This window comes from Verrucosispora sp. NA02020, assembly GCF_013364215.1.
In the GTDB taxonomy this organism is placed as follows: Bacteria; Actinomycetota; Actinomycetes; order Mycobacteriales; family Micromonosporaceae; genus Micromonospora.
Map to the genome: position 1 here is coordinate 3,370,153 of NZ_CP054923.1, position 12,449 is coordinate 3,382,601.

Annotated in this window: 12 protein-coding genes; all 12 read left to right on the forward strand. The window is 70.6% G+C overall.

Going from position 1 to position 12,449, the window contains the following annotated elements:
* Positions 1–27 precede the first annotated feature (27 nt).
* The 12 genes from HUT12_RS14755 to cofC all read left to right on the forward strand — a co-directional run bounded on the left by HUT12_RS14755 (position 28) and on the right by cofC (position 12,383).
* Complete coding sequence (locus HUT12_RS14755; RefSeq protein WP_131053154.1) at positions 28–819, forward strand: ABC transporter ATP-binding protein; 792 nt, start codon at positions 28–30, stop codon at positions 817–819.
* Positions 816–1,637 carry an ABC transporter permease gene (locus tag HUT12_RS14760; RefSeq protein ID WP_131053155.1) on the forward strand — a complete coding sequence of 274 codons (822 nt, stop codon included), beginning with the start codon at positions 816–818 and terminating at the stop codon, positions 1,635–1,637. Before HUT12_RS14755 ends, HUT12_RS14760 begins: the two co-directional genes overlap by 4 nt.
* 20 nt (positions 1,638–1,657) lie before the next feature.
* Positions 1,658–2,836 (forward strand): ABC transporter substrate-binding protein, encoded by a 1,179-nt coding sequence (locus HUT12_RS14765; protein WP_201272375.1) that lies wholly within the window; start codon positions 1,658–1,660, stop codon positions 2,834–2,836.
* A gap of 113 nt (positions 2,837–2,949) precedes the next feature.
* Positions 2,950–3,741 (forward strand): IclR family transcriptional regulator, encoded by a 792-nt coding sequence (locus tag HUT12_RS14770; protein ID WP_161594958.1) that lies wholly within the window; start codon positions 2,950–2,952, stop codon positions 3,739–3,741.
* Between the two features lie 58 nt (positions 3,742–3,799).
* Positions 3,800–5,284, forward strand: coding sequence for an NAD-dependent succinate-semialdehyde dehydrogenase (locus HUT12_RS14775; RefSeq protein ID WP_176093748.1), 1,485 nt, complete (start codon positions 3,800–3,802; stop codon positions 5,282–5,284).
* Positions 5,278–6,147 carry a nitrilase family protein gene (locus HUT12_RS14780; protein ID WP_176093749.1) on the forward strand — a complete coding sequence of 290 codons (870 nt, stop codon included), beginning with the start codon at positions 5,278–5,280 and terminating at the stop codon, positions 6,145–6,147. The genes HUT12_RS14775 and HUT12_RS14780 overlap by 7 nt, the downstream gene beginning before the upstream one ends.
* A 129-nt stretch (positions 6,148–6,276) precedes the next feature.
* On the forward strand, positions 6,277–6,840 hold the full coding sequence (locus tag HUT12_RS14785; RefSeq protein ID WP_199489138.1) for an amino acid synthesis family protein: 564 nt from the start codon (positions 6,277–6,279) through the stop codon (positions 6,838–6,840).
* Positions 6,841–6,870: 30 nt separating this feature from the next.
* Positions 6,871–8,235 carry an aminotransferase class III-fold pyridoxal phosphate-dependent enzyme gene (locus tag HUT12_RS14790; protein ID WP_176093750.1) on the forward strand — a complete coding sequence of 455 codons (1,365 nt, stop codon included), beginning with the start codon at positions 6,871–6,873 and terminating at the stop codon, positions 8,233–8,235.
* A gap of 47 nt (positions 8,236–8,282) precedes the next feature.
* The gene (gene hydA, locus HUT12_RS14795) at positions 8,283–9,698 is read left to right on the forward strand and encodes a dihydropyrimidinase (RefSeq protein ID WP_131053160.1); all 1,416 of its coding nucleotides are present in this window, start codon (positions 8,283–8,285) and stop codon (positions 9,696–9,698) included.
* A 42-nt stretch (positions 9,699–9,740) separates the two neighbouring features.
* A complete protein-coding gene (locus tag HUT12_RS14800; RefSeq protein WP_176093751.1) occupies positions 9,741–10,748 on the forward strand; it encodes an LLM class flavin-dependent oxidoreductase in 1,008 nt (335 codons plus the stop codon).
* Between the two features lie 109 nt (positions 10,749–10,857).
* Positions 10,858–11,688: a nitrilase-related carbon-nitrogen hydrolase gene (locus HUT12_RS14805; protein WP_131053162.1), complete on the forward strand. Its 831-nt coding sequence runs from the start codon at positions 10,858–10,860 to the stop codon at positions 11,686–11,688.
* A complete protein-coding gene (gene cofC, locus HUT12_RS14810) occupies positions 11,685–12,383 on the forward strand; it encodes a 2-phospho-L-lactate guanylyltransferase (RefSeq protein ID WP_131053163.1) in 699 nt (232 codons plus the stop codon). Before HUT12_RS14805 ends, cofC begins: the two co-directional genes overlap by 4 nt.
* Positions 12,384–12,449 lie beyond the last annotated feature (66 nt).

Consider the following 12,449-nt stretch of genomic DNA (forward strand, 5'->3'; position numbering starts at 1 on the left):
GCCTCCACAACTCCTGGAGAGAAGCTGATGTCCGAGGCCGCGATCATTTCCGTGCGAGGAGTCACCAAGCAGTTCACCGGCGGAGACCGCACGGTGACGGCGCTTGAGGACATCGACCTGTCGATCGAGCGGGGCGAGTTCGTGTCCCTGCTGGGTCCCAGCGGTTGCGGCAAGAGCACGCTGCTGCGGATCCTGGCCGACCTCACCGAGCCGACCAGCGGCACGGTGTCGCTCAACGGCAAGACGCCGGCCGCGTCCCGGTTGGACCGGGACTACGGCATGGTCTTCCAGCAGGCCGGACTCTTCGAGTGGCGGACCGTGCAGCGCAACGTCGAACTGCCGTTGCAGGTGGCCGGAGTGGACAAGTCGACCCGGCGGGCCAAGGCCCACGAGATGCTGGAACTGGTCCGGCTCACCGACTTCTCCCGCCACTTCCCCTGGCAGCTCTCCGGCGGCATGCAGCAGCGGGTGGCTATCGCCCGCGCACTCTCGGCGGACCCGGAGATCCTGTTCATGGACGAGCCGCTGGGCGCGCTCGACGAGATGAACCGCGAACGCCTGCAGGGCGAGCTGCTCCGGATCTGGTCGGACACCCAAACCACCGTCGTCTTCGTGACGCACAGCATCTCCGAGGCGGTCTTCCTCTCCTCGCGGATCGTCGTGATGTCCGCCCGGCCCGGCCGCATCGCCGCCAGCATCGACGTCGACCTGCCGTACCCACGGACCGCGGCGACCCGGACCACCGACGCGTTCTTCGCCAAGGTGACCGAGGTGCGCGCGGCGCTGCACGGCGCCCCGGCCGAGCAGGCGGCCCGATGAGCGCCACGCCTCTCGCGCGGACCACCCCGCCCGCCGCCGCGGTGCGGACGGCCCTCGGCCGGTTCCTGCCGGTCGTGCTCACGGCGGTGGTGATCCTCGGCTCATGGCAGTTGGTCGTCACGGTCTTCGACGTCCCGTCGTTCATCGTGCCGGCGCCGGTGGAGATCTCGTCCGCGTTCCGCTCCGAGTTCGGCACGATCATGTCGGCCTCGGTGGTCACCGTGCGGGCGGTACTCCTCGGTCTCTTCCTCGGCGCGGTCGCCGGGGTCACGGTGTCGCTGGCGCTCAGCCGCTTCCCGGGCGTGTCCGGCCCGGTGCTGACCGCCGCCGTCATCATCAACTGCGCCCCGATCGTGGCCCTCGCACCGATCTTCAACAACTGGTTCGGGGTCACCAACCCGATGTCCAAGGCGGGCGTGGCCGCGGTGATGGTCTTCTTCCCGGTCCTGGTCAACACCACCAGGGGACTCCTCCAGGTCTCACCCCTGCACCTGGAGATCATGCAGTCGCTCGCGGCACAGCCACGACAGGTGGCGCTCATGCTGCGGCTGCCCAACGCGTTGCCGTACCTGTTCAACGCGCTCAAACTCGGCAGCACGCTCGCCGTGATCGGCGTGATCGTGACCGAGTACTTCGGTGGACCGAGCAACGCGCTCGGGGTGTACATCGCCTACCAGGCGGCCCTGCCCCGCTTCGAGTACGCCTGGGCCGGGATCGCCGTGGCCAGTGCCCTCGGTCTGCTGCTGTTCGGTGCCACGTCCCTGCTGGAACGCCTCCTGATGCCCTGGCACGAGTCCCTGCACGACAGCGACTCCTAAGAGCCCGGATCCCCCACGAAATGTTGGAGTCAGATATGGCCCTGCACCTACGGCGGACCTCGCGGAGGAACCGCCCGATCACGATCGCCGCCAGCCTCGCCGCCGTCCTGCTCGCCGCCTCGGCCTGCGGCGGCATGTCCGACGGCCCGAGCGAGTCCGCGGCCGAGGCCGCCAAGAACTGCGAGTCGACCACCAAGGTCCGGGTGGTGCTCCAGTGGGTCGCCCAGGCCCAGTTCGCCGGCTACTACGCGGCGAAGGAGAAGGGGTACTACGCCGAGGAGTGCCTCGACGTCACCATCCAGGAGGGCGGCGTCAACATCGTCCCCCAGCAGGTGCTCTCCGCCGGCAACGCCGAGTTCGCGGTCAGCCACGTCACCAAGACGATGGTCACCCGGGAACAGGGCGCGGACCTGGTCAACATCGGCCAGGTGTTCCAGCGCGGCGCGTACCTCCAGGTCGCCTGGGCCGACTCCGGCATCAAGGAGCTGACCGACCTCAAGGGCAAGAAGGTCGGCAGCTGGGGTTACGGCAACGAGCTGGTGCTCTTCGCCGCGATGAAGGACGCCGGTGTCGACCCGACCAAGGACGCCGAGATCATCCAGCAGCCCTTCGACATGTCGCTGCTGCTGCGTAAGGAGGTCGACGCCGCCCAGGCCAAGACCTACAACGAGTACGCCCAGTTGCTGGAGACCAAGAACCCGGACACCGGCGAGCTGTACCAGCCGTCGGACTTCTCCGTGATCAACCTCCAGGACGCCGGCTACACCAGCCTTGAGGACGGCGTCTACGCCCGGGGTGACTGGCTCAAGGAGCAGGTCAACCAGGACACGGCGGTGAAGTTCCTCAAGGCGTCCTACCGGGGCTGGGGCTTCTGCCGCGACGAGCTGGACGACTGTGTGGACATCGTGCTCAACGCCGGTAGCGCGCTGGGCAAGGGACACCAGACCTGGATGCTCAACGAGATCAACAAGCTGATCTGGCCGGCCGCCAACGGCGTCGGGATGATGGACCAGGCGGCCTGGGACCAGACGATCAAGATCGCGATGGGCGGCGGGGTGCTCAAGGGCGTGCCGGACTCCGACGCGTTCCGCACCGACCTGTCGAAGCGCGCCAACGACGAACTGAACGCCGACGGCTTCGACGCCAACGGGAACTCCTACACGCCGGAGACCGTGACGATCACCGAAGGCGGCAGGTAGGCGAGCGGCCGGGTGCCGCGCGGCTCCCGCCGTTCGGCACCCGGCCGCAGCCGATGGCTTCTGCCAAGATGTGGGCCGTATCTCACGGCTGACGGCAATTGATGGAGGTAGCGATGGCGCCCAGTGAGGCGGGCCTGGTGCGACGCACGATCTGGCTCCTGCGGGCGGTGGCGGCGCACCCGGAAGGTGTCGGGCTCAGCGAGGTCGCCCGCGAGGCGGGTATCCCGAAGGCCACCTGCTATCGGGTGCTCACCGTGCTGGAGCGGGAGAGCTGGCTCACCCTGGATCCGATCACCCGTCGCTACCGGGTGTCCCTCGGTCTGCTCTCCATCGTGGGCGGACTGCTCGACGGCGGTGGCGCCTACGGCCACATGCGCGAGGTGCTGCGCAACCTCGCCGAGGAGACCCGGGAGACCGCCGGCTTCGACGTGCTGCTGCCACCACAGGTGATGGTCGTGGCGCAGGTGCCGGGTCCGTCGCTGATCGGGCAGACGCTCAAGCCGGTACCCCGTACCCAGCCGGTCTGGGCCACCTCCACCGGCAAGGTGCTGCTGGCGGCGCTGAGCGCGGAGTCGGTGTGGGAGGACTTCACCGAGGAGTTCGCCGAGCACGCCCCGCCGGAGGTGGGCGACCTGGAGTCCTTCGTGGCCTCGTTGGACGCGGTCCGGGAGCGCGGATTCGCCTTCGCGTACGACGAACTTGAGGTCGGGGCGGCGTCGGTCGCGGCACCGGTGCGGCTGCGCGGCAACACGCCGTACGCGGTCTGGATCGGCGGGCCGACGTACCGGATCACCCGCGAGCGCATCGACACCATGGCGGAGTCGGTGATCAAGGCCGCCCGGCAGCTCACCGACCTGCTCAGTAACGCAGACATCGACATTCCGAGTGCCTTCGCCAGACGCTAGGGCACCCGCCGACCGCACCGGCTCGTCCACGGCGAGGTGTGCGGTGAAGGAGGAGACAATGGCCGTACCAGCCGAGGTGTTGGCGGCGGCACTGACGGTGGTCGACAAGACCCCCAAGGGGCTGTACGTCGACGGCGAGTGGCGCGCGGGTCGGGACGGCGCCGTCCTGCCCGTGGAGGACCCGGCGACCGGCACGACCGTCGCCGAGGTGGCGGACGCCTCGGTCGAGGACGGGCGGGACGCGCTGGCCGCCGCCGCCCGGGCCCAGGCCGGGTGGGCCGCGACCCCGCCCCGGGAACGGGGCGAGGTGTTGCGGCGGGCGTTCGACCTGATCATCGAGCGCCGTGACGACCTGGCCCGGATGATGACGCTGGAGATGGGCAAGGCGTTCGCCGAGTCCCAGGCCGAGGTGAGCTACGCCGCCGAGTTCCTGCGCTGGTTCGCCGAGGAGGCGGTCCGCATCGACGGCGGCTACCTGCCGGCGCCGGGCGGCAACTCGCGGGTCGTGGTGATGCGCCAACCGGTCGGCCCCTGCCTGCTGGTGACCCCGTGGAACTTCCCGATGGCGATGGGCACCCGCAAGATCGGTCCCGCCCTGGCGGCCGGGTGCACCGTCGTGGTCAAGCCGGCCAAGCAGACCCCGCTGTCCATGCTGGCGCTGGTGCGGATCCTGGAGGAGGCCGGTCTGCCCCGGGGCGTGGTCAACGTGATCACCACCTCGCAGTCCGGCCGGGTCACCTCGGCCCTGCTCACCGACGAGCGGCTGCGCAAGCTGTCGTTCACCGGTTCGACCCCGGTCGGCCGGACCCTGCTGGCCCAGTCCGCCGACCGGGTGCTGCGGACCTCGATGGAACTGGGCGGGAACGCGCCGTTCCTGGTCTTCGCCGACGCCGACCTCGACCTGGCCGTCGAGGGGGCGGTCCAGGCCAAGATGCGCAACGTCGGTGAGGCGTGCACCGCCGCGAACCGGTTCTATGTGCACCGCTCGGTGGCGTCGCGCTTCGTCGAGGCGCTCGCCGAGCGACTCGGCGGGCTGCGGGTCGGGCACGGGCTGGACCCGTCGACCGACGTCGGGCCGCTCATCGACGGCGTCGCGGTGACCTCGGTCGCCGAGCTGGTCGCCGACGCCACGCAGGCCGGTGCGGCGGTCGTCACCGGTGGCGGGCCGGTCGAGGGAACGGGGCACTTCTTCGCGCCGACCGTGCTCTCCGGTGTGCCGGACGACGCCCGGTGCATCCGCGAGGAGATCTTCGGCCCGGTCGCCCCGGTGGTGGTCTTCGACGACGAGGACGAGGCGGTCGGCCTGGCCAACGCCTCCGAGTACGGCCTGGCCGCGTACGTCTTCACCGAGAACCTGGGCCGTGGTCTGCGGGTGACCGAACGGCTGGAGAGCGGGATGGTGGGCCTCAACCAGGGCGTCATCTCCAACCCGGCGGCCCCGTTCGGCGGCGTCAAGCAGTCCGGTCTGGGGCGCGAGGGCGGGACGGTCGGCATCGACGAGTACCTCACCGTCAAGTACGCGGCGGTGCGGGCACCATGGTGACCCGCTTCCTGCTCGCCGGGGTGCAGATGGCCCCGGTCTTCGGTGACGTCGCGGCGAACGTCGCCGGCACGTCCGCCTGGATCCGGGCGGCGGCCGAGCGGGGAGCCCGACTCGTGGTGTTGCCCGAGGCGGCCTCGGCGGGGTACGTCTTCGCCGACCGGGCGGAGGCCACCCGGTACGCCCAGCCGGTGCCGGACGGGCCGACGGTCGCCGCGTGGGCGCGGCTCGCCGCCGAACTGGACGTGTGGATCGTGGGTGGGGTGACCGAGCGCGACGGCGACGCGGTCTTCAACTCGGCGGTGCTGATCGGTCCGACCGGGCACCTCGGCACGTTCCGCAAGGCCCACCTGTGGAACGACGAGAAGGACATCTACGACCGCAACGTCGAGGGCTTCCCGGTCTTCGACACGCCACTGGGCCGGATCGGCATCGGGATCTGTTACGACGCCTGGTTCCCCGAGACGTTCCGCAGCGCCGCGGTGCAGGGGGCCGACCTGGTGGTGCTGCCGTCGAACTGGGTGCCGGTGCCGGGACAGCCGAGGGCGGCACCGGCGATGGCGAACCTGATGTGCATGACCGGCGCGCACTCCAACCAGTGCTACGTCGCCGGGATCAGCCGGATCGGGGCGGAACGCGGTCAACCCTTCATCGGCCGGTCGGTCCTGGTCGGACCGGACGGCTGGCCGATCGCCGGCCCGGCCAGCGGGGACCGTGAGGAACTCGTGCTGGCCGAGGTGGACCTGATCGGTACGCGGGCGCAACGGCTGCACAACCCGTTCAACCAACCGCTCGCCGACCGGCGGACCGATCTCTATGTGACCGACGGACCGGCTCTGCCCGCAGTGCTGCCGTCACCGCGCTGACCTGCGTGGACGGCGAGAGATGAACCTCGCCGGATAGCCGGATACGTCCCTGGGGGCTATTGACTCGCACCCTCGGCAACGCCAGGATATGAACCAATGGTTCATCCAATGAACCACTAAGGAGTGATCGTGAGCATCCGGGTTCGCAAGCTGATCCGTCACCTCGAAGAGACGCGGCTGGAGAACGGCAGAGCGGTGCAGCCGGTGCACCGGGTCGCCTTCGCCGGCGTGGTCATCGAGAATCCCTACCCCAGCGAGTACGTGCAGGACCTGGTCACCCTGGCCGACGAGATCGGCCAGGAGATCGGCGAGCTGGTCGGCCCCGCCTGCGTGGAACTGCTCGGGGCCGAGGTCGAGGCGTTCGGCAAGGCCGCGCTCGTCGGCATCGACGGCGAGGTCGAGCACGGCTCGGCGCTGATCCACAACCTGCGCTTCGGCAACGTCTTCCGGACGGCCGCCGGTGGCACCGAGCTGCTGCCCGCCGCCGAGAAGGTCGGCGTACCCGGCAGCCCGATCGACATCCCGCTCAAGCACAAGCTGGACTCGAAGACCCGGTCCCACCACCAGACGGTGACCCTCCAGGTGGCCGACGTGCCCCGGCCCCGGGAGATCCTCGTGGTCTGCGCCGCGTCGAACACCGGACGCCCGCTGGCCCGCCTCGCCGCCTTCGGCGCCGAGCTCAAGAGCAACTGACGCCAGCGCTCGACGGGACGGAGCCAGCCGATGACCATCACCGACACCGACACCACCACCACCTGGACCAGCGAGCGGCTCAAGGAGACCGACAAGGAGTACGTCATCCACTCCTGGTCGGTGCAGGGCAAGCTCGACCCCATCCCCGTGGCCGGCGGATCCGGTTCGTGGTTCTGGGACTACGACGGCCGCCGCTACCTCGACTTCCAGTCCCAACTGGTCAACCTGAACCTGGGCCACCAGCACCCCCGACTGGTCGAGGCGATCCGCGCCCAGGCCGAACAGCTCTGCTACATCGGACCCGGCTTCGCCGAACGGTCCCGGGCGGAACTGGCCGAGATGATGGCCGGCATCACCCCCGGTGACCTCAAGATGAGCTTCTTCACCACCGGCGGCGCGGCGGCCAACGAGAACGCCGTCCGGCTGGCCCGGCACGTCACCGGCCGGCAGAAGGTCATCGCGCGGTACCGCTCGTACCACGGCGCCACGGCGGGCGCGATGTCGCTGACCGGCGACCCGCGCCGCTGGGCGGCCGAGCCGGGGATGAGCGGCGTGGTGCGGATGCTCGACCCGTACACCTACCGCTGCCCGGCCGGGCACCCCGACCCGTGCCCGGTCTGCTCCGGCGGGCCGCACCTGGAGGAGATCCTCCGGTACGAGAACCCGGAGACCGTCGCCGCCGTGATCGTCGAGCCGGTCACCGGCACGAACGGGCTGCTCTACCCGCCGGACGGCTACCTGCGCTCGCTGCGCGAGGTCTGCGACCGGTACGGCATCCTGCTCATCTTCGACGAGGTGATGGCGGGATTCGGGCGTACCGGCGAGTGGTTCGCCTGCGACCACTGGGACGTCGTGCCGGACATCCTCACCACCGCCAAGGGGCTGAACTCCGGGTACGTGCCGCTCGGCGCGATGACGGTCTCCACCCGGATCTCCGAGTGGCTGCGCGACAACATGTTCTGGGGCGGCCTGACGTACGCCGGGCACCCGCTCGCCTGCGCCTCCGGCGTGGCCTCCCTGCGGATCATGCAGGACGAGGACGTGGTGGGCAACGCGCGGGCGATGGGGGAGCGGCTCGGTGCCGGTCTGGCCACGCTGGCGGAACGCCACCCGAGCATCGGCGAGATCCGGGGCCGGGGGCTGTTCTACGGCGTGGAACTGGTCCGCGACCGCGACACCCGCGAACCGCTCGTGCCCTTCAACGCCAAGGGACCGGCCGCCGCACCGGTCGGCCGGCTGCTCAAGGCCGCGATGCAGCGGGGCGTCTACCTGACCGCCAACTTCAACGTCCTGCGGCTGACCCCGCCCCTGGTCATCACCGCCGACGAGATCGACCTGGCGCTCGGCGTCCTCGACGAGGTGCTCGACCTCGCCGACGAGCACTACCAGAACTGAGCCACGGCCCGGCGGGTGACGGACCCGCCGGGGAGAGGAGAGGCACGATGCCGACGACGCTGATCACCAACGGCACGGTCGTCAACGCCGACGCCGCGATCCGCGCCGACGTGCTGGTACGCGACGGCCGGATCGTCGCCCTCGGCACCGGCACGGACTGGACCGCCGACCACGTGGTGGACGCGACGGGCAAGCTGGTCATGCCCGGTGGCATCGACGCGCACACCCACCTGGAGTACCCGGTCGACGGCTTCAGCACCCACACCGCCGACGACTTCCACAGCGGCACGGTCGCGGCGGCGTGCGGCGGCACCACCACGGTCATCGACTTCGTCAAGAAGGAACCCGACCGGACGCTGTACGACACGTACCTGCGGCGGCGGGACACGGCGGCGGCCAAGGCCGTGGTGGACGTCGGCCTGCACGCCATCGTCCCGCCCCGCGCCGCCCAGCCGGACGTCCTCGACGACCTGCGCCGGCTGGTCGGCGAGGGCGCGACGAGCTGGAAGTTCTTCATGGCCTACCCGGGCCAGATGGTCGACGACGACGAGCTGCTCGACGGCTTCGAGCTGGCCCGCGACCTCGACGTGCTGCCGATGGTGCACGCCGAGAACGGACACATGGTGGCCCGCGAGGTGCGGCGCCTGGTGGACAGCGGCCGGACCGCCGAGAGCTTCCACATGCGGGCGCACGGGCACGACTCCGAGGCCGAGGCGGTGCACCGCGCGGTCGTGCTCGCCGACACCATCGGCACACCGCTGTACGTGGTGCACGTGTCCAGCGCGGAGGCGGCCGACGAGATCAGCCGGGCCCGGGCCGCCGGGTCACGGGTCTACGGCGAGACCTGCCCGCAGTACCTCGTGGTGGCCTACGAGGACTACGCCGACCTGGGGGAGCGGGCCGCCGCGTACGTCTGCTCCCCGCCGATCCGGGAACGCAGCAACCAGGACGGCCTGTGGCGGATGCTCGCCACCGGTGCCCTCTCCACCGTCGCCACCGACCACGCCGGTTTCTGCCTGCACCAACCCGACGACCTGCCGCCGCAGAAGCTGCGCAGCCCCGGCTACTTCCCCAAGGTGCCCAACGGTGTCCCCGGCGTCGAGGACCGGCTGATGGTCCTCTGGCAGTCCGGCGTGGTGAGCGGGGTGATCGACCCGTGCCGCTTCGTGGACCTGGTCGCCGCCCGCCCGGCCAAGCTGTTCGGCCTCTTCCCCCGCAAGGGCGTCGTCGCGGTCGGGGCGGACGCCGACCTGGTGGTCTGGGACCCGGCCGCCGACCACGTGATCACGGCGGCGGGCTCGCACACGCGCACCGACTACAACATCTACGAGGGCATGCGCGTGACCGGCCGACCGGTGCACGTCTTCTCCCGGGGCGAGCACCTGGTCGACCCCGACGGCCTGCGGACCGACACCCCCGGCCGGGGCGCCTTCCTGACCCGCGACGCGCCGCGTCTCCTCTGACCCACCGAATCCCCTGCACCACGTACGAGCGGAGCTGGACAGATGACACTTCCCCTGGGTATCCACGTCGGTGAGCGACTCAGCCTGGAACAGACCTACTGGCAGGCCGAGTTCGCCGACCAGAACGGGTTCGAGTCCGTCTGGGTCGCCGAGGGACGACTCGCCCGCGACGGCATCGTCCCGGCGGCGATCATCGCGAGCAAGACGCGCAACGTGAAGATCGGCACCGGTGTGGTCAACAACAAGAGCCGCAACGCGGCCCTGATGGCGGTCACCTTCAAGACGCTGGACGAGATCGCGCCGGGCCGGGCCATCCTGGGCATCGGCGCCTGGTGGGAGCCGCTGGCGACCAAGGTCGGCCAGCCGCTGTCCAAGCCGCTCAAGTCGATGCGCGAGTACATCACCGTCCTCCAGACGTTCTTCCGCAACGAGGTCGTCAACTTCGACGGTGAGTTCGTCCAGATGCAGGACGTGCGCTTCGACAGCATGTACCGGGAGAACAAGCCGGTGGACATCCCGATCTACATCGGCGCGGTCGGTCCCCGGATGCTCGAACTCGCCGGTGAGATCAGCGACGGCGTGCACATGGACTTCCTGCTGCCGCCGTCGTACATGGTGGGTGCGAAGCAGGCGATCGGCCGTGGCCTGGCCAAGCGGACCGACGGCCGCGACGCCATCGACCTGACCCAGATCGTCTCGTGCAGCGTCAACGACGACGACCCGCAGGAGGCCATCGACGCCTGCAAGGCGTTCCTCACCCTCTATCTGTGCCAGCAGCCGCACATCGCCGAGCACTGCGGGGTGGAGCGGGAACTCGTCGACCGGTTGCAGGAGATCGCCGGCTGGCCCGCCACGCCCGAGGACATCAAGCGGGCGATGCACCTGGTCCCGAACAGCCTGGTGCAGAACGTCACCGCCTGCGGCACCACCGACGACGCCTTCCAGAAGCTCCAGGCGTACCAGGAGGCCGGCGTGCGCTGCCCGATCATCTCCACGCTCGGTGACAAGGAGCAGACCCTCACCCGGCTGGCCCAGGCCGCAAAGGCATGACCGGGGCCGGAACCCCTGACCGCAGTCCTGATCAGCGCTCATCAGCGGTAGCAGACCGTTCGGGGCCGGCTCTGACCGGCGTCGCCCCGGTGGTCGGAAAGGTCCCCTCGTGAAACTCGCCGCCCTGCAACTCCGCGCCACCGACGACCGGACCGAGACGATCGGCCGCGCCGCCGACCTGATCGACGCCGCCGCCGACCAGGGCACCCGGATCCTGCTGCTGCCGGAACTGTTCGCGGTGCCGTTCGTCCAGCCCGAACCCGACCTGGACTACTTCCGGTACGCCGAGGGACTCGACGGTCCCTCGAACCGGATGGCGGCCGAGCGGTCGAAGCGGCACCGGATGACGGTCGTCTCCTCGATCTTCGAGGCGGGGCAGGTCCCCGGCGTCTACCACAACACGGCCTGCACCTACGTCGACGGTGAGCTGAAGTCGGTGTACCGCAAGTCGCACCTGCCGTTCTCCAACGGCTTCCCGGAGAAGTTCTACTTCCAGCCGGGCGGCACCGAGCCCGACGTGGTGCAGACCGGCGAGACCGGGGTCGGCACCATCATCTGCTACGAGCGGCACTTCCCCGAACTCAGCCGCGTGGTGGCCCTGCGCGGCGGCTCGGTGCTCTGCGTACCGGTCGCCTCGGCGAGCGCGCCGATGCGCGAGGTGTTCCAGTTGGAGCTGCGCGCCCACGCCGTGTTCAACGGGCTCTTCGTCATCTGCGCGAACCGGGTCGGCACCGAGGGGACCAAGGAGTACTTCGGCCTCAGCGCGGTCTACGGCCCCAACGGCGACGTGCTCGCCCAGGCCGCCGACGACCGGGACGACATCGCGGTGGCCGAGGTCGACCTGGACCTGGTGGACCTGTCCCGCCGTCGCCGCCCGTTCCTGCGCGACCGCCGGCCCGAGCTGTACGGTCGGCTGACCCGGATGGAGCCGGAGACGTGACCCCGGGTCCGTGGGTGGTGGTCGTACCCGCCAAGTCCTTCGCGGCGGCCAAGACCAGGTGTGTCGGCCTGGCCGCCACCGACCGTGCCGCGCTGGCCCGGGCGATGCTGACCGACGTGCTCGGTGGGCTGACCCGGGCCCGGCGGGTCCGCGCCGTGGTCGTCGCCACCACCGACCCGCAGGTCACCGCTACGGCGTTGGCCTGCGGTGCCGTGGTCGCCGGCCGCGTCGGCCCGCCGGACCTGAACGCGGAGGTCCAGGCGGCGCTCCGGCTCGCCGGCGAGGCGTACGGCGACGCGCGCCTGGCCGTGGTGATGGCCGACCTCGCCGCGGCCCGGCCGGCGGAGTTCGACGCGGCGCTGGCGGCGGCCGGAGCGTACCCACGGGCGGTCGTGTCGGACGCCGACGGTACCGGCACCACCCTGCTGGCACTGACCGAGGCCGCCGACTTCCGTCCCTACCTCGGGCCCGGCTCGCGCCGCCGCTTCCTCGCCGACGGCTACCACGACCTGCCGGTGCTCGCCCCGGGGCTGCGCCGGGACGTGGACACTGTGGCCCACCTGCTGGACCTGCGGGTCGGTGACCTCGGGGCCGGCACCCGGGCGTGGGCCGCGACACCACCGTCCGTCGGCCCGCCCGTCGGCACCCGGCCCGTTCGGCGGGCCCATCCGCACGGCATCCGGCACCCGGCCTGAGGTGACCTCGGCCCGGACGTCGAGAATGATTCACTGATCACGAGGTCGGCACCCCACCGGAGGAAC

Bases quoted from the DNA above. Each gene is read 5' to 3' on its own strand.
- HUT12_RS14755 (WP_131053154.1), top strand. From the start codon at position 28: ATGTCCGAGGCCGCGATCATTTCCGTGCGAGGAGTCACCAAGCAGTTC.
- HUT12_RS14760 (WP_131053155.1), top strand. From the start codon at position 816: ATGAGCGCCACGCCTCTCGCGCGGACCACCCCGCCCGCCGCCGCGGTG.
- HUT12_RS14765 (WP_201272375.1), top strand. From the start codon at position 1,658: ATGTTGGAGTCAGATATGGCCCTGCACCTACGGCGGACCTCGCGGAGG.
- HUT12_RS14770 (WP_161594958.1), top strand. From the start codon at position 2,950: ATGGCGCCCAGTGAGGCGGGCCTGGTGCGACGCACGATCTGGCTCCTG.
- HUT12_RS14775 (WP_176093748.1), top strand. From the start codon at position 3,800: ATGGCCGTACCAGCCGAGGTGTTGGCGGCGGCACTGACGGTGGTCGAC.
- HUT12_RS14780 (WP_176093749.1), top strand. From the start codon at position 5,278: ATGGTGACCCGCTTCCTGCTCGCCGGGGTGCAGATGGCCCCGGTCTTC.
- HUT12_RS14790 (WP_176093750.1), top strand. From the start codon at position 6,871: ATGACCATCACCGACACCGACACCACCACCACCTGGACCAGCGAGCGG.
- hydA (WP_131053160.1), top strand. From the start codon at position 8,283: ATGCCGACGACGCTGATCACCAACGGCACGGTCGTCAACGCCGACGCC.
- HUT12_RS14800 (WP_176093751.1), top strand. From the start codon at position 9,741: ATGACACTTCCCCTGGGTATCCACGTCGGTGAGCGACTCAGCCTGGAA.